The 16849-nt window shown below is 36.5% G+C and carries 12 protein-coding genes, 3 rRNA genes and 1 other annotated feature; of the genes, 1 reads left to right on the forward strand and 14 read right to left on the reverse strand.

Annotated features, from left to right (window positions below):
• Nucleotides 1-10: 10 nt before the first annotated feature.
• The 4 genes from KGNDJEFE_RS11465 to metG all read right to left on the reverse strand — a co-directional run bounded on the left by KGNDJEFE_RS11465 (nucleotide 11) and on the right by metG (nucleotide 4206).
• Nucleotides 11-976 (reverse strand): type I phosphomannose isomerase catalytic subunit, encoded by a 966-nt coding sequence (locus tag KGNDJEFE_RS11465; RefSeq protein WP_006441144.1) that lies wholly within the window; start codon nucleotides 974-976, stop codon nucleotides 11-13.
• Nucleotides 977-1022: 46 nt separating this feature from the next.
• On the reverse strand, nucleotides 1023-1331 hold the full coding sequence (locus tag KGNDJEFE_RS11470) for a PTS fructose-like transporter subunit IIB (protein WP_006441143.1): 309 nt from the start codon (nucleotides 1329-1331) through the stop codon (nucleotides 1023-1025).
• Nucleotides 1332-1484: 153 nt separating this feature from the next.
• Nucleotides 1485-2255, reverse strand: coding sequence for a TatD family hydrolase (locus tag KGNDJEFE_RS11475; protein WP_040410742.1), 771 nt, complete (start codon nucleotides 2253-2255; stop codon nucleotides 1485-1487).
• A 16-nt stretch (nucleotides 2256-2271) separates the two neighbouring features.
• Nucleotides 2272-4206 carry a methionine--tRNA ligase gene (gene metG, locus KGNDJEFE_RS11480; protein WP_006441141.1) on the reverse strand — a complete coding sequence of 645 codons (1935 nt, stop codon included), beginning with the start codon at nucleotides 4204-4206 and terminating at the stop codon, nucleotides 2272-2274.
• Between the two features lie 63 nt (nucleotides 4207-4269).
• Nucleotides 4270-4495 (reverse strand) — a binding site (T-box leader).
• 392 nt (nucleotides 4496-4887) lie between these two features.
• On the opposite strand from metG, the gene KGNDJEFE_RS11485 reads away from it, so the two are divergent.
• Nucleotides 4888-5340 (forward strand): Lrp/AsnC family transcriptional regulator, encoded by a 453-nt coding sequence (locus KGNDJEFE_RS11485; protein ID WP_006441140.1) that lies wholly within the window; start codon nucleotides 4888-4890, stop codon nucleotides 5338-5340.
• Between the two features lie 93 nt (nucleotides 5341-5433).
• On the opposite strand, the gene KGNDJEFE_RS11490 is transcribed toward KGNDJEFE_RS11485, so the two are convergent.
• The 10 genes from KGNDJEFE_RS11490 to KGNDJEFE_RS11535 all read right to left on the reverse strand — a co-directional run bounded on the left by KGNDJEFE_RS11490 (nucleotide 5434) and on the right by KGNDJEFE_RS11535 (nucleotide 16716).
• Nucleotides 5434-6138, reverse strand: a complete 705-nt coding sequence (locus tag KGNDJEFE_RS11490; protein ID WP_006441139.1) for an HD domain-containing protein — start codon at nucleotides 6136-6138, stop codon at nucleotides 5434-5436.
• A gap of 33 nt (nucleotides 6139-6171) precedes the next feature.
• Nucleotides 6172-7005, reverse strand: a complete 834-nt coding sequence (gene rsmI, locus KGNDJEFE_RS11495) for a 16S rRNA (cytidine(1402)-2'-O)-methyltransferase (RefSeq protein ID WP_006441138.1) — start codon at nucleotides 7003-7005, stop codon at nucleotides 6172-6174.
• Nucleotides 7006-7061: 56 nt separating this feature from the next.
• Nucleotides 7062-7817: a tRNA1(Val) (adenine(37)-N6)-methyltransferase gene (locus tag KGNDJEFE_RS11500; RefSeq protein ID WP_006441137.1), complete on the reverse strand. Its 756-nt coding sequence runs from the start codon at nucleotides 7815-7817 to the stop codon at nucleotides 7062-7064.
• Nucleotides 7818-7921: 104 nt separating this feature from the next.
• The gene (locus KGNDJEFE_RS11505) at nucleotides 7922-8794 is read right to left on the reverse strand and encodes a PSP1 domain-containing protein (protein WP_006441136.1); all 873 of its coding nucleotides are present in this window, start codon (nucleotides 8792-8794) and stop codon (nucleotides 7922-7924) included.
• Nucleotides 8791-9735, reverse strand: coding sequence for a DNA polymerase III subunit (locus tag KGNDJEFE_RS11510; protein WP_242649233.1), 945 nt, complete (start codon nucleotides 9733-9735; stop codon nucleotides 8791-8793). Before KGNDJEFE_RS11510 ends, KGNDJEFE_RS11505 begins: the two co-directional genes overlap by 4 nt.
• A gap of 12 nt (nucleotides 9736-9747) precedes the next feature.
• Nucleotides 9748-10422, reverse strand: coding sequence for a dTMP kinase (locus KGNDJEFE_RS11515; RefSeq protein WP_040410740.1), 675 nt, complete (start codon nucleotides 10420-10422; stop codon nucleotides 9748-9750).
• A gap of 25 nt (nucleotides 10423-10447) precedes the next feature.
• Entirely contained in the window at nucleotides 10448-11935 is a 1488-nt protein-coding gene (locus KGNDJEFE_RS11520; RefSeq protein WP_040410751.1) for an aminotransferase class I/II-fold pyridoxal phosphate-dependent enzyme, read from the reverse strand.
• Nucleotides 11936-11974: 39 nt separating this feature from the next.
• Nucleotides 11975-12091, reverse strand: a 5S ribosomal RNA gene (rrf, locus tag KGNDJEFE_RS11525).
• A 68-nt stretch (nucleotides 12092-12159) separates the two neighbouring features.
• Nucleotides 12160-15061 (reverse strand): 23S ribosomal RNA (locus tag KGNDJEFE_RS11530).
• 152 nt (nucleotides 15062-15213) lie between these two features.
• Nucleotides 15214-16716: ribosomal RNA gene (locus KGNDJEFE_RS11535) — 16S ribosomal RNA — on the reverse strand.
• Together the 16S, 23S and 5S rRNA genes form the textbook arrangement of a ribosomal RNA operon.
• Between the last annotated feature and the right edge of the window lie 133 nt (nucleotides 16717-16849).

A 16849-nucleotide genomic window follows, 5' to 3' on the forward strand; every position in this document is an offset into this window, starting at 1 on the left:
ACTATTTTTATTATACTCTTGATAGTATGAATTCACATTTTCCTTCTACTGAATATTTTCCATTCTGAGCTGGTATGAATATACTGTCGCCTTTTATAAATTCTAATTCTGTATCTCCCATAACTAGTTTTCCGTTTCCTTCTGTTATGATTACAGAGTTGAATGATTTTTCATCTATTTCTACTTCTGCTTTAGTTTCTACTTCATATTTTAGAGTAGTGAAGTATTTGCATTCACTCAATAATACTCTTGTGTATCCGTCGAATTTTTCTAATTCTCCCATTGGTTCTGCACTCTTAGCATTTGGAGTAAGATTTGTTACATCTATCGCTTTATCTACATGTAATTCTCTTGGTTTTCCATCTGCTCCAAGTCTACCGAAGTCGTACACTCTGTAAGTTGTGTTTGAATTCTGCTGTATTTCGCATATTACAAGACCTGCACCTATAGCGTGTATTGTTCCACTTTCTATGAAGAATACATCACCTTTTTTAACTTCAACTTTGTTTAATACTTCTAGTATTGTGTCATTTTTTATTCTATCAGCAAATTCTTCTTTGCTTATTTCTTTATTTACACCATAGTATAAAGAAGCTCCTTCTTCAGCTTCTAGTACGTACCACATTTCTGTTTTTCCGTATTCTTTTTCAACGCTTAATGCGTATTCATCATCTGGGTGAACCTGTATAGAAAGTGATCCTTTAGCATCTATAAATTTTATAAGTATTGGGAAGAATTCAAAACTATCGCAATTAGTTCCTAATCCTTTAGCACCTAATTTTTCTACATATTCTCCAAATTTTAATCCTTTAAATTCTCCAGAATCAACTATACTCTGTCCATTTTTATGGTTTGATAATTCCCAGCTTTCTGCTATTTTATCGAAGTCACAATCTTTGTTGTACTCATCTCTTAATTTTGTACCACCCCATAAGTAATCCTGGAATGCTGGTTTTAATTTTACTGGTTTTAACATGGCAATTCTCCTTTAGATTTATTTTAATATAATTTATTTCATATAATTACTTAAACGTACTTATGATTTTTTTCATTATAACATCTGCTTTTTTGATAACATCAGATGTACTCATTCTAATAACTTTCTTTCCTTCAAATCTATGCTCATTAATTATCGGCATATCATTTGTAAGAATAACACATACCGCATTATCTATATCTTTTTGAACTAGCTCATTTTCAATACCAATAGAGCCCTGTGTCTCAACAGATATATCAATATTATACTTCTTTGCCACTACCTCTAATGCTTCGGCTGCCATATAAGTATGAGCTATCCCAGATGAACACGCAGTCACTGCTACAACCTTCATACAAATACATCTCCTATCTAAATCATCTTATTATACTATCTAAACTATTATACCTCTAACAAGCCCTTTTTTCTACACATCCGAGATATTTATAAATAGTATAACGTTTCCAATTTCAAAAAAGGCCGTTGCAAAATTGCAACAGCCTTAGTTTTATTTAATTCCGAAGAATTTCATTGCATTTTCTTTTGTTACTCTACATACCTCTTCATAAGATATTCCTTTTTCGTAAGCTATTTTTTCAGCTACAAAAGTTACTAGTGAAGGGTCATTTCTCTTTCCTCTATGAGGAACTGGAGCCATGTATGGAGAGTCTGTTTCAATCATGAGTCTTTCAAGAGGAATTTCTCTAACTACCTCAACTGTCTTTCTATTATTTTTGAAAGTAACTGTTCCTGGTATTGAAAGATAGCATCCCATCTTCACATATTCTCTGGCAAGTTCAACTTCTCCACTATAGCAGTGAAGTAGACACCCTGTTTCAGCTGCCTTTGTTGATTTTATTATTTCCATTGTATCCCCATGAGCATCTCTGTCATGTACGATAAATGGTAATTTTAATTCATTGGCAAGCTCAATCTGTCTTTTGAACCATTTTTTCTGAGTTTCTCTAGGAGATAAATCGTAGTAATAGTCTAATCCTATTTCCCCTATAGCGACTACTTTTTCATTTTCTAAAGCGTATTTTCTTAATAATTCTATATCCGCTTCAGTCATATTTTCAACGTCGTGTGGATGTACTCCAACAGCAGCGTATATAAAGTCGTGTTTGTTAGCTAGCTCTATTGCAGTTTTAGATGTTTCCATATCAGCACCTGGGTTAACTACATAGTCTAGTCCTTTTTCTTTTAAAGACGCTATCACTTCTTCTCTATCTTCATCGAAGCTTTCGTCGTTTAAATGTGCATGTGAGTCAAATAACATTTTTAATTTCCTTTCATTAGCATACTTCACAGCCTGGTTTTGCATCCTGAGCTGTTGGTATTACAAGATCGTCTCCGTCATCTCCTGCAGCAAGTATCATTCCTGCAGATTCTACTCCTCTAAGTTTAACTGGTTTTAAGTTGCAAACAACTATTACTTTTTTACCAACCATTTCTTCTGGTTTGTACCATTTAGCTATTCCAGATACTATCTGTCTTGTTTCAGCACCTAAATTAACCTGAGATACTAATAATTTGTCTGCTTTTGGATGTTTTTCACATTTAACTATTTCCCCAACTCTAAGTTCTACTTTATCGAAGTCGTCTATAGTTATCTGTTCTTTATGTTCTAGAGGTTTTACTTCTTCTTTTTTAGGAGCGAACATTTTTTCTAATTCTTCTATTTCTTTTTCAACGTCTAATCTTGGGAATAAAGCTTCACCTTTGTGTACTTTTGTTCCAACTTTTATTAAGCCGAATGATTTAACACTTTCCCAATTAGTTATATCTTCCTGTCCAGCTATTCCTAACTGATCGTATATTCTGTTAGCAGTAGTGTTCATTATTGGGTTTATAAGTGTTGCTATTATTCTTATAGATTCACATAAGTTGTATAATACTGTGTTTAATTCTTCTTTTTTAGCTTCATCTTTAGCTAAAGCCCAAGGCATAGTTTCATCTATGTATTTGTTAGTTCTTCTTACTAATTTCCATACTGATTCTAGTGCTTCGTGGAACTGTAAAGCATCCATCTGAGCTTCAAAATCTTTAGCTGATGCTGCAGCCTGTTCTTTTAATGATTCATCAAATTCAGTAGCTACTGTAGCTTCTGGTATTAAACCTTCATTGTATTTTTCTACCATTGCAACTGTTCTGCTTACTAAGTTTCCTAAATCGTTAGCTAAGTCAGAGTTTATTCTGTTTATGAAGTTTCTGTTAGTGTAGCTTCCATCCTGACCAAATGAGAATTCTCTAAGTAGGAAGTATTTTAATGCGTCTACTCCATATCTTTCTATCATTGGACCTGGGTAAACAACATTACCTTTTGATTTACTCATTTTATCGTCGTCGAATAATATCCATCCATGTCCATATACCTGTTTTGGTACTTCTAGACCTAGTGCCATAAGTATAGCTGGCCATATTATTGTATGGAATCTTGTTATTTCTTTAGCTGTTAAATGAACTGATGCTGGCCAGTATTTTTTGAATTCTTCGTCGTTATCAGTCATGTATCCTAAAGCTGTTATGTAGTTGCAAAGAGCGTCAACCCATACATATATAACATGTTTTTCATCGAATGGCACTGGTATACCCCAGTCAAATGTAGTTCTAGTTACACATAGATCTTCTAGTCCTTTGTCTAAGAAGTTAGAAACCATTTCATTTCTTCTTGAAACTGGTAGACAGAAATCATCTCTGCTGAATAATTCTTTTAATCTATCTTCGTATTTAGATAGTTTGAAGAAGTAAGCTTCTTCTTTTGCTACGTAAGTTTCTCTACCACAGTCTGGGCATTTTGTTCCATCTATTAACTGAGATTCAGTCCAGAAACTTTCACATGGAGTACAGTATCTACCTTCGTAAGTACCTTTGTATATATCTCCCTGTTCGTATAATTTAGTAAATATTTTCTGTATTATTTCTGTATGTCTTGGTTCAGTAGTTCTTATGAAATCATCATAAGATATATCTAATTTTTTCCATAAAGCTTTTATATCAGCAATCATTCCATCAAGATATTCTATTTCAGTCATTCCTGCTTCTTTAGCTTTTTTCTGTATTTTTTCTCCATGTTCGTCTGTTCCTGTAAGGAATTTAACATCGTATCCACAGAAACGTTTAAATCTAGCTATTGCATCTGCTGCAACAGTAGTGTAAGTATGTCCAATGTGTAATTTACCACTTGGATAATATATTGGTGTTGTTACATAAAAAGTTGGTTTGCTCATAATTTTCCTCCTGTATTTTATTTTAATTTAATCACTCAAATAAAAAACACCCCTATGATCTCTCATAGGGGCGATTGTATTCGCGGTACCACCCTAATTTATCCACAATATATACAAATAGTGGATATCTCAAGTAGACTATAACGTGTCTAAACGTTTAGGTCTTACATCTATGCTCGACCAAAAAGCTCCAAGTCCATATTCAGAATATCGTCAAAACACCAGCTTTCACCTTCTCTGGCTCTCTGTAGAATTACTCTATTCTTACTCTTCTCTTCATCGCTTTTAATTTATTGAATTCTTTTACAATTACTTTAATTTTATCCAATTTATTAGCTATTGTCAATTTATTTATCTTTACAACGATGCAAAATAGAAATACTTTTTCTTTTAAAAATGAATGTCATTTTTCAAAATTTTTATTTCATAACCAATTACTTGTAATATCAAAGGTTTTTTTACATTTTTTTAAATTTTTTTACTTTTTTCTTCAAATTACTCTTGAAACTTTATAAATATTATGCTTTATTATAATTATAGGGGTTATTTTTTTTACATATCTAACAATAAATACTTAATTTATCTATCTTTTATTTATTTTTGCATATTAAAGCTTTATAAATCAAAGGACATTGTTACAAGATATTATAGGTATATAAATTATACAAAGGAGGAGTGTTTATGGAAAACACAGTTAAAAAATTAGACGAAACAGATAGAAAGATAATTGAAATACTTCAGGAAGATGGTAGAATTTCTATGAAGGATTTAGGTAAGCTTATTGGCTTAACTTCTCCAGCGGTTTCAGAGAGAATAAAAAGACTTGAAAACTGTGGTATAATATCTGGCTATAAAGCAATAATAAATCCAGATGCTCTTGGAAGAAATATAAAAGCATTTATACATATTTCACTTCCTGGTAGCCAAAGTTATGCTGAATTTTTAGAAAATGCAAAAAGCGACCCAAGAATAGTTGAATGCCATCATATAACAGGCGATGACTGCTCTCTTTTAAAAGTTCTTGTACGTGATATGCAGGAATTAGAAAATGTTATAGACAGCATCAAAAAAATAGGTTCAACAAAAACATCTGTTATATTATCAACTCCTATACAGGCAAAATCTATTCTATAATTAATTTATTTTTAATTTGGATATTAAAAAAGCTGATGAAATCATCAGCTTTTATTTTTTATCCATTTAATTTAATTTTATTTATTCACTTTACTATTCCGATTCTTCATCAAACCTATAGTAATAGCTTGTAAGAGCATAGTCTATATACGTTCTTAGAACACCGTAATTTTCATTTTCGTATATCAATCTTCTAGTACATACAACATCAGAATATCCTATAATCATTATTCCTGCTATATCGGCACCAACTTTTCTAAATGCTTTATAAAGCACTTTTTTACCCATATTGTCATTCTTATAAAATTCTAGTAGCATCATATGATACTCTATGTATTTGTGTACTATATTTTCTGCTTCTTCGCTTATTCCAAAATCGGCAATAACATCATGAAGCATATCTGCTCCAAGCTTTTCATGACCTTTAAAGTGGGCATTTCCATCTTCTCCAATAGTCATACTTTTAGGTTTTCCCATATCGTGTAAAAATGTCGCTAGTTTTAAAAGTTCGACTTTCTTAAACTCATCATCTACTTGCGTTTCAATATCATCTCTTACAAATTCTACAAGATGATTTGGGAAAAATCGTTCATTTATAACCTTTTCAAGCTCTTTTAAAGCATTCATTGAATGGGTAAAGCTGTCTACAACATGATATCTACATTTCCCAATTTTTTTCATTTCTATTATATGCGGAAATATTTTTTCTAATTCTCCATCTTTATCCATCTGCTCTATAATTTCAGAAGTATTTTGTGCTTTTAATGCTTCAAGAAATTTCCTTCTTATTTTCTCCATAAAACCACCTCAAATCGTATTAGACGGTTTGTTTTATAAATCTAGTACCTGTTTATAAACTATATCTTTCTTTAGCTTTCTATCCTTGCATACTATTTTTATAGCGTCTTTTTTATTTATACCCTCTTCCATTAATTGGATAACATATTCTCTTTCATTTAAATCGTCGTATTTTCCTATTTCTTCTACTTCACCTGAAAATCCTTCTACAATTAGAACGAATTCTCCTTTTACTTCTCTATTATTGAAAATTTCTATAACAGTTTCTATATCTTCTCTAATTATTTCCTGATATTTTTTAGTAAGTTCTCTGTTTACAGCAATTTTTCTATTTCCAAGATATTTTAGCATATCCTTTAAAGTTTCTTTTAATCTGTGTGGCGATTCATAGAATATTATTGTTCTTTTTTCATTTTTTATTTCTTCTAATCTTTTTCTTCTAAGTTTTTTATCTCTGTCTAGAAATCCTTCAAATACAAATTTGTGTGTATCCATTCCAGCTCCAACAAGTGCTGTTACAAATGCAGTCGCCCCAGGAAGTACTTCTATTTCTATATTATTTTCTATAGCCTCAGATATTATATCCTGTCCTGGATCTGATATACCAGGCATTCCAGCATCACTTATTAATGCTATGTTTTCTCCTTCTAATAATTTTGTTATTAGATATCCTCCTTTTGAATCTTTGTTATGCTCATGATAACTTGTAAGAGGTTTTGATATATCGAAGTGATTTAAAAGCTGTAAACTATGTCTTGTGTCCTCCGCTGCTATTAAATCAACTTCATTTAGTATTCTCAATGTTCTATATGTAATGTCTTCTAAGTTCCCTATTGGTGTTGGGCATATGTATAATTTTCCTGCCATTTTTTTCTCCTTTTTACAAATTTTTTATTTAAATTTTCTATATCTGCAAAGTTGGCTTATCTACTAGGAGTCTTGTAGTCTTCTGAGTAGATATCCAGTATTTCTTGAGTGTAGTTTCCTTCATTATCATATACATAAAGAGGATCCATTATTTTTAAATCTGGTTTTCCTCCTTTTGTAAATTCAACTAGCAGTAGATTTGGAGCTTTATCTGCTCTAGGATGTATAAATCTCATTATCTTAGGCTCTAATCTATACTTTCTACCTATTGTAACTATATCTATAAGTCTTGTAGGTCTATGTATCATAAAGAATTTTCCTCTTTCTTTTAGAAGTATTGACGCAGCCTTTATAACATCATCTAGATTGCATTTTACCTCGTGTCTAGATATCATCTTTTTATCATTTGGATTTTTTACACCTTCACTGTGCATATACGGAGGATTTGATGTTACAACATCAAATGTATTTTGAGGAAGTACTTCTTTTATTTCTTTTAAGTCAGCATTTACTATCTCTATTTTATCTTCTATTTCATTCATTTTTACAGTTCTCGATGCCATTTCAAATACTTCTTCTTGTATTTCAACACCGTATATTTTTTCTACATTGTTTTTTCCATATATTATAAGTGGTATTATTCCTGTTCCTGTTCCCAAATCTGCAACTCTTGCTCCATTTTTAACTCTCGCAAAATTTGCAAGTAGTACTGCATCTGTTCCAAAGCAGAATCCATCTGTATTCTGAATTATTTTAAGACCTTTTAACTGTAGGTCATCAACTCTTTCCTGTTCTTTTATCTCAACGTTCATTGAAAAGTTTTCCTTTCACAATTTTATTATCTTTTTTAAAATTTAGTTTAAAAAAACTGCCCAAGTTTAAAGAGTATTCTCTTTTGGGCAGTTTAAATCGTAAGCTAGTCTTCTAGTCTTTTTAATTCTTTCATTGTTTCGGCATCTATATATTCGCCATTTCTTTCTCTTCTAGGTTCTTTTAGTATTTGTACATCGTCTTTTAGATAAACTCTTATAGTCTTATCCTGGAATTCTACTCTAACCTGTTCAAGAAGAGGATTTACTTCTATTACCTTACCTTTTCCTTCAGAAGTTTGAACTAATGCTCCAACAACTGGTAGTTTTTCAAGTGCTTCTGCATATACATCGTGCTCGTATTTTAAGCAGCAGAATAATCTTCCACATATTCCAGATATTTTTGTTGGATTTAAAGATAAGCTCTGATCTTTTGCCATTTTTATAGAAACTGGCTGGAAATCTCCTAACCAAGCTGAGCAGCAAAGTTTTCTTCCACAAGGTCCAAGACCACCTATTGATTTAGCTTCATCTCTTACACCTATCTGTCTTAATTCTATTCTTGTTTTGAATATAGATGCTAAATCTTTTACAAGTTCTCTGAAATCTATTCTTCCTTCTGCAGTGAAGTAGAATATAAGTTTATTTCTGTCAAATGTGTATTCACAATCTATAAGGCACATTGTAAGTCCATGTTCTTTTATTTTTTCCTGACATAATACAAATGTTTCTTTTGCCTTTTCTTTGTTTTCATTGTATACTTTTTTGTCTTCTTCTGTTGCAATTCTTATTATCGGTTTTAATGGAGATACTAGTTCTTCTTCTGATATCTCTTTTCCTCCAACTACAACATGTCCAAATTCAAGACCTCTAGCTGTTTCAACTATTACATCTTGATTTACTTCTATATCAAGTCCAGCTGGGTCAAAATAGTAAATTTTGCCAGCTTTTTTAAATCTTACTCCTACTATTTTTATCATTTAATCACCTCGTATATATTTAAAAACATAACTTGCATACTCATTTTAAAGCTACAAAATCCTTTTAGCTTCTTTTTAGTATCTTCTATTATATCAATAATTTTAGCTATTTGAGAACCATTTATTTTATCAGACATATTCTCAATAAATGTTATTCTGTCTGTGTTTGTAAGAAGGTTTATTCCTTCTTTAAACATTATTATATCTCTAAAATAGTTTACCATAATATCTAGGAAATTCATAATCTGTTTTTCATATTTTTCAACACCATCGGCTAGTCTTTCTATCTCTAGTTTTTTCTTTTCTGATATTATGGATATACAATTCTGTATAAACTCTCTCATCTCTTTAAATTCCTCATCATTAGCAAGCTCTATTGCTCTAGTTATGCTTCCCTTTGAGAAGTTTGCACACATTTTAGCATATTCTTCGTCTAGTCCAAGGTTTTCTATTAGATGATTTTTTACTATATCATTAGATAGTGGAACAAATTTTACTATGTCACATCTAGATTTTATAGTATTTAGAAGAGCTTCTTTATTTTCTGCTATTAGGATAAATATTGCATATCCTGGAGGTTCTTCTATCGTTTTTAATATTGCATTTTGAGCTTCTTCACTCATTAATTCTGCATTTTCTATTACATATATTTTATAATCTGAAATAGGCTTTTCGTATACATCCTCTTTCATTTTTCTTATTTTTTCTATTTTTATTCTGTGTGATCCTTCTTCTTTAGCTATTACGTTAAAGTCTGGACTGTTTTCTGGAGATACTCCTATAAGTATTTTGGCAAATTCTCTAGCAAAAGTTTTTTTACCAATACCTTTTATTCCTTCGAATATGTATGCATTGTTTAGCATGTTTTTATTCATTGCATTTGATATATATCTTTTTGCAAAGTCTTGTCCTTTTATTTGGTCAAAATACAATCGAGTCACCTCCATTTTTATTTATAGTATATTTTTTACTATTTCATATATTTCATTGCTTATATCTTCTATTGTTCTAAGTTGTTCATTCTCTACACATTCAACTCGTTTCCAATTATACTTATCTGCTATATAAAGAGAATTGTTGTATGTCTTTCTAAGGTAGTTTTTATCGCTTTCATGTATATCTTTTTCTTCCTCACCTGTAAATTTGTTTTTTCTATTTTCCATTAGCTTTATGCTGTAGTCAACAGGTACATTTAAGAAAATCACTTCATCTGGTCTAGGAATTTTGAATAGATTGTATTCATAGTCCTCTAGCCAATCTAAATACTTGTCACGTTCTTCTATTTCCATTTTAGAAGCCTGATGAACCATATTTGATGTTGTATATCTATCAGCAATTACTATTCCTCCTGAACGGTAAAATTCCTCCCATTCAGTTTTAAATGAAGCATATCTATCTGCTGTAAAGAATGTAGAGGCTATATATGCATCTACATCATCTGCATGTTTTCCAAAATCGCCCCTTAGATACATTTTTACAAGTGTAGAGGATTCTGATTTATAGTTTGGATATTCTACTTTTCTTACATTATATCCATCTGCAGTTAATTTTTTTAGTAGTTCTTCAGACTGTGTCGCCTTTCCACTAGCATCTGAACCACTTTCTATTATTATTAGCTTTCCGTTCATTTTTAGCATCTCCGTAGTAGTTTGATTAGTCTATAATTTGGATATATTCAAATCTTGAATCTTTTACTCCTGTTATTTCCATACCTTCTTTTTTACAGTATTTTAGGTAATCCATTATTTCTTGTGGTATTATTTCTCCAGCAGCAATCATACATACTCCCGGTGGATATGGAACTATATTTTCTCCACAAATTTTTCCTATAGACTCTTCTATTTTAACATTTTTCTTCTTTCTTGAATAGAAGGCCTCTCTTGGTGTTAGTGCCATCTGCGGAATTAGCTCGTATGGATAATCTACTGGCTCTATTTTTTTACGACCTTCTTCTAATGATTTTATATATATTTCTATCAGCGCATTTTCAAGTTTCTCAAAGTCTTCTTTTTCATTTCCTATTGTAGCTATCATCAATGCTCCTGAATAATTTGATAACTCGACTTGTATGTTATGCTCTTTTCTAAGTATTTCCTCAAATTCATATCCTGTTAATCCAACTTCTAAGCTAGATATGAATATTTTTGTTAGATCTTTTTCATTATGTATTTTGAAAAAATCTACATTTTTAATTTTCGTTTTATTTGTATATTCATTTATTTCTTCTATTTTAATTTTGAATTCATTTATATTATTTATAAGTTCTTCCATCAATTCTTTTCCGTATTTTTCATATATATCAACTGCAATTTCTAAAGACTGCATCAGTATATATGAAGGGCTTGATGTTTCTGTCATTTTAAGCATTTTTTCTATTCTATCTGTATCTACTCTTCCACTTTTTAAAGCTTCTTTTGATATATGCATCATTGAAGACTGTGTAAATGCTGGTAGTGTTTTATGTGTACTCTGTATGACTATATCTGCTCCACATTCAAGAGCTGTTTTAGGAAGTTTTTCACTAAGCCCTAGATGAGCTCCATGCGCTTCATCAATTACTACAACCATCTCTTTGTCGTGGGCATAAGAAATTATTTTTTCCAACTCAAATGTTATTCCGTAGTATGTTGGATAAGTTAAAAATAATACTTTTGTATCTTCATTTTCGTCTATTGCTTTTTTTACATCCTCAAAAGAATTTCCTCTTTGAATATTTGTATATTTATCTATTTCTGATTTCACATATATTGGAACTATATCCCCTAATATGCATGCATTTACTGCGGACTGATGTGAATCTCTACTAAGAATTAGTTTCTCACCTGGATTGCATGTAGCCATTATCGCAGCCTCTATACCACATGTACTTCCATTTATTAAATAATATGTTTTTCCACTTTCAAAAACTTTCTCTGCCTTTAATATACTTTCCTTAATTATATCTTCAGGAGAATGTAAATTATCTGTACCCGGTATTTCCGTTGTATCAGTTTTATATAACCCTTCTAACATTTCTGTATATTTTAATCTATCGTAAATCTTTCCACATTTATGCCCCGGCATATGAAATGATACTATTTTTTCATCTAGTATTTTTTTTAATCCATTATTTATAAAAAGTTCATCGTTATTTTTATTCATAAGTCTGCCCTCAATTAATTTTTTGTAAAAAAAAAGATTACGTGGCTACGTCCTACTCTCCCAGGGGCCTTCGCCCCAAGTACCATCAGCGATAGAGAGCTTAACTTCTGTGTTCGGAATGGGAACAGGTGTATCCTCTCTTCTATAATAACCACATAATCTTTATTTTCAGAGATTGTACTCTGAAAACTACATACATATTAATCAAATTACCAAATATTTTCTTGGTCAAGTCCTCGACCTATTAGTATCGGTAAGCTGCATACATTACTGCACTTCCACCTCCGACCTATCAACCACGTAGTCTTCATGGGGTCTTACTTCCGAAGAATGGGAAATCTTATCTTAAGGCTGGCTTCGCGCTTAGATGCTTTCAGCGCTTATCCGTTCCGTACATAGCTACCCAGCCATGCCTCTGGCGAGACAACTGGTACACCAGCGGTACGTCCACCCCGGTCCTCTCGTACTAAGGGCAGATCCTCTCAAATTTCCTACGCCTGCGACGGATAGGGACCGAACTGTCTCACGACGTTCTGAACCCAGCTCGCGTACCACTTTAATGGGCGAACAGCCCAACCCTTGGGACCTACTACAGCCCCAGGATGTGATGAGCCGACATCGAGGTGCCAAACCTCCCCGTCGATGTGGACTCTTGGGGGAGATAAGCCTGTTATCCCCAGGGTAGCTTTTATCCGTTGAGCGATGGCCCTTCCACTCAGAACCACCGGATCACTAAGTCCGACTTTCGTCCTTGCTCGACCTGTATGTCTTGCAATCAAGCTCTCTTATGCCTTTACACTCTGTGCACGATTTCCGACCGTGCTGAGAGAACCTTTGAGCGCCTCCGTTACCTTTTGGGAGGCGACCGCCCCAGTCAAACTGCCCGCCTGACAGTGTCCCAAGACCTGATTCAAGGCCTCTGGTTAGAGTCCCAGTACTACAGGGGTGGTATCCCAACGGTGGCTCATCCAAAACTGGCGTCCTGGAATCAAAGCCTCCCACCTATGCTGTACATGTAGTACCAAGACCCAATGCCAAGCTACAGTAAAGCTCCATGGGGTCTTTCCGTCCTGTCGCAGGTATCCGGCATCTTCACCGGAATTACAATTTCACCGAGTCTGTTGTTGAGACAGTGCCCAAATCGTTACGCCTTTCGTGCGGGTCGGAACTTACCCGACAAGGAATTTCGCTACCTTAGGACCGTTATAGTTACGGCCGCCGTTTACTGGGGCTTAAGTTCACTGCTTCGATTGCTCTAACAGATCCCCTTAACCTTCCAGCACCGGGCAGGCGTCAGCTCCTATACATCGTCTTGCGACTTAGCAGAAACCTATGTTTTTGGTAAACAGTCGCTTGGGCCTATTCTCTGCGGCCATCTTTCGATGGCACCCCTTATCCCTAAGTTACGGGGTCATTTTGCCGAGTTCCTTAACAACAGTTCTCTCGCTGGCCTTAGGATACTCTCCTCACCCACCTGTGTCGGTTTGCGGTACGGGCGCCTTTAAACTCGATAGAGACTTTTCTCGACAGTGTGAATGCAGATGCTTCGCTACTAAATTTCGCTCCCCGTCACACCCCAGCATTATATCCGTGGATTTGCCTCCGGATACTGCCTCAGTGCTTGGACGTGCATAACCAACAGCACGCTCATCCTGTCCTACTGTGTCATCCCATTTCTCAAACGCTTATTGGCGGTACAGGAATTTCAACCTGTTGTCCATCACCTACGCCTTTCGGCCTCGGCTTAGGTCCCGACTAACCCAGGGAGGACGAACCTTCCCCTGGAAACCTTGGGTTTACGGCCTGTGGGATTCTCACCCACATCTCGCTACTCATGCCAACATTCTCACTTCTTTACAGTCCACATGTCCTTACGGTCATGCTTCTGCCCAGTAAAGAAAGCTCCCCTACCCATCATAAATGATGCCGTGGCTTCGGTAGTAGGTTTTAGCCCCGGAAATCTTCGGCGCAGGATCACTCGACCAGTGAGCTATTACGCACTCTTTGAATGAGTGGCTGCTTCTAAGCCAACATCCTGGTTGTCTGTGCAATCCCACATCCTTTACCACTTAACCTACATTTGGGGACCTTAGCCGACGGTCTGGGCTGTTGCCCTCTCGACCGTGAATCTTATCACCCACGGTCTGACTCCCAGATAAAAGATGACGGCATTCGGAGTTTGATAGTCTTCGGTAGGTGCAATACCCCCTAGGACATTCAGTGCTCTACCTCCGTATCTCTGAATCTGAGGCTAGCCCTAAAGCTATTTCGGGGAGAACCAGCTATCTCCGGGTTCGATTGGAATTTCACCGCTATCCACAAGTCATCCCCGAGCTTTTCAACGCTCGTGGGTTCGGTCCTCCACGAAATTTTACTTTCGCTTCAACCTGCTCATGGATAGGTCACCCGGTTTCGGGTCTACGTCATGCAACTAAACGCTCAGTTAAAACTCGCTTTCGCTGCGGCTGCATACTTGAAGTACTTAACCTTGCTGCATAACGTAACTCGTTGGCCCGTTCTACAAAAAGTACGCGGTCACACAAGAAATGTGCTTCCACAGTTTGTAAGTACAGGGTTTCAGGTTCTATTTCACTCCCCTCCCGGGGTTCTTTTCACCTTTCCCTCACGGTACTATGCGCTATCGGTCACCGGGTAGTATTTAGCCTTGGAGGGTGGTCCCTCCTGCTTCCCACGGGGTTTCACGTGTCCCGTGGTACTCTGGATCATATCGGAAGTCTTCTCACTTCGACTACAGGGCTGTTACCTTCTATGGCGGAGCTTTCCAAAACTCTTCGTCTGTAATAACCTCTTCCTGATGATATGTCCGCAACCCCTAAGAAGCGAACTTCTTAGGTTTGGGCTGTTCCGCGTTCGCTCGCCGCTACTAGCGGAATCGAATTTCTTTCTCTTCCTTCGGGTACTTAGATGTTTCAGTTCCCCGAGTTCCCCTCAACGAGCTATGTATTCACTCGAAGATACCATGACATTACTCATGGTGAGTTTCCTCATTCGGAAATCTATGGATCAAAGTTTACGTGCAACTCCCCATAGCTTATCGCAGCTTATCACGTCCTTCATCGGCTCCCGGTGCCAAGGCATCCGCCCTGCACCCTTAATAACTTGACCAGTTACAGTTTGATATTTTTTTATAAGGTTATCATCCTTATCTATCACATTAAGGAAATAAATGATGTCATATCATAATATATATGTAGTTTTCAAAGTACAGTTTTGAAGGAATGAACCTTCAAAACCGAACAGCAGATAATTCTCCCTAGAAAGGAGGTGATCCAGCCGCACCTTCCGATACGGCTACCTTGTTACGACTTCACCCCAGTTATTGATTCCACCTTCGACGACTTCTCCCAAAAGGTTAGATAGTCGGCTTCGGGTGTCTCCAACTCCCATGGTGTGACGGGCGGTGTGTACAAGACCCGGGAACGCATTCACCGCAGCATTCTGATCTGCGATTACTAGTAACTCCAGCTTCATGTAGGCGAGTTTCAGCCTACAATCCGAACTGAGAATGGCTTTAAGGGATTTGCTCCACCTCACGGCTTGGCTGCCCTCTGTACCACCCATTGTAGCACGTGTGTAGCCCTAGGCATAAGGGGCATGATGATTTGACGTCATCCCCACCTTCCTCCAGGTTATCCCTGGCAGTCTCTCTAGAGTGCCCAACTTAATGATGGCAACTAAAGACAAGGGTTGCGCTCGTTGCGGGACTTAACCCAACATCTCACGACACGAGCTGACGACAACCATGCACCACCTGTCACTTCTGTCCCCGGAGGGAAAGAGGAGATTAATCCTCGGTCAGAAGGATGTCAAGCCTAGGTAAGGTTCTTCGCGTTGCTTCGAATTAAACCACATGCTCCGCTACTTGTGCGGGTCCCCGTCAATTCCTTTGAGTTTCACACTTGCGTGCGTACTCCCCAGGCGGAGTACTTAATGCGTTAGCTGCGGCACCGAAGGGGGTAACCTCCGACACCTAGTACTCATCGTTTACAGCGTGGACTACCAGGGTATCTAATCCTGTTTGCTCCCCACGCTTTCGTGCCTCAGCGTCAGTTACAGTCCAGAAAGCCGCCTTCGCTACTGGTGTTCCTCCCAATATCTACGCATTTCACCGCTACACTGGGAATTCCGCTTTCCTCTCCTGCACTCAAGTCAGACAGTATCAGGAGCTTACTACGGTTGAGCCGTAGCCTTTAACTCCTGACTTGAAAGACCGCCTACGCACCCTTTACGCCCAGTAAATCCGGATAACGCTAGCCCCCTACGTATTACCGCGGCTGCTGGCACGTAGTTAGCCGGGGCTTCCTCCTCAAGTACCGTCATTATCTTCCTTGAGGACAGAGCTTTACGACCCGAAGGCCTTCATCGCTCACGCGGCGTTGCTGCATCAGGCTTGCGCCCATTGTGCAATATTCCCCACTGCTGCCTCCCGTAGGAGTTTGGACCGTGTCTCAGTTCCAATGTGGCCGATCACCCTCTCAGGTCGGCTACTGATCGTCGCCTTGGTGGGCCGTTACCCCGCCAACAAGCTAATCAGACGCGGGTCCATCCTGTACCGAAAATTCTTTGATATAAAAGTCATGCGACTCTTATATATTATCCCGTATTAGCATACCTTTCGGTATGTTATCCGTGTGTACAGGGCAGGTTACCCACGCGTTACTCACCCGTCCGCCGCTCTTCTCCGAAGAGAATCGCTCGACTTGCATGTGTTAGGCACGCCGCCAGCGTTCATCCTGAGCCAGGATCAAACTCTCAAAATAAAATTCTTCGAATTTTATATCGCCAACGAATTTTTCGACAATGCTCAAAATTCCGTTGCTCAAAATAAAATCAGTTTGTTATATCCGCTCAGATGTTATCTCAAAATATCTGGCATGGTTTGTATGGCGTTCG

Origin of the sequence: Peptacetobacter hiranonis, from assembly GCF_008151785.1 — a bacterium.
Taxonomy (GTDB): Bacteria; Bacillota; Clostridia; order Peptostreptococcales; family Peptostreptococcaceae; genus Peptacetobacter; species Peptacetobacter hiranonis.

What these genes read in the sequence shown, in the direction of transcription:
- KGNDJEFE_RS11500 (WP_006441137.1), bottom strand. Translation starts at nt 7,817, where the DNA reads ATGAACGTTGAGATAAAAGAACAGGAAAGAGTTGATGACCTACAGTTA.
- KGNDJEFE_RS11465 (WP_006441144.1), bottom strand. Translation starts at nt 976, where the DNA reads ATGTTAAAACCAGTAAAATTAAAACCAGCATTCCAGGATTACTTATGG.
- KGNDJEFE_RS11485 (WP_006441140.1), top strand. Translation starts at nt 4,888, where the DNA reads ATGGAAAACACAGTTAAAAAATTAGACGAAACAGATAGAAAGATAATT.
- KGNDJEFE_RS11515 (WP_040410740.1), bottom strand. Translation starts at nt 10,422, where the DNA reads ATGAACGGAAAGCTAATAATAATAGAAAGTGGTTCAGATGCTAGTGGA.
- metG (WP_006441141.1), bottom strand. Translation starts at nt 4,206, where the DNA reads ATGAGCAAACCAACTTTTTATGTAACAACACCAATATATTATCCAAGT.
- KGNDJEFE_RS11470 (WP_006441143.1), bottom strand. Translation starts at nt 1,331, where the DNA reads ATGAAGGTTGTAGCAGTGACTGCGTGTTCATCTGGGATAGCTCATACT.
- rsmI (WP_006441138.1), bottom strand. Translation starts at nt 7,005, where the DNA reads ATGGCAGGAAAATTATACATATGCCCAACACCAATAGGGAACTTAGAA.
- KGNDJEFE_RS11475 (WP_040410742.1), bottom strand. Translation starts at nt 2,255, where the DNA reads ATGTTATTTGACTCACATGCACATTTAAACGACGAAAGCTTCGATGAA.
- KGNDJEFE_RS11505 (WP_006441136.1), bottom strand. Translation starts at nt 8,794, where the DNA reads ATGATAAAAATAGTAGGAGTAAGATTTAAAAAAGCTGGCAAAATTTAC.
- KGNDJEFE_RS11490 (WP_006441139.1), bottom strand. Translation starts at nt 6,138, where the DNA reads ATGGAGAAAATAAGAAGGAAATTTCTTGAAGCATTAAAAGCACAAAAT.
- KGNDJEFE_RS11520 (WP_040410751.1), bottom strand. Translation starts at nt 11,935, where the DNA reads ATGAATAAAAATAACGATGAACTTTTTATAAATAATGGATTAAAAAAA.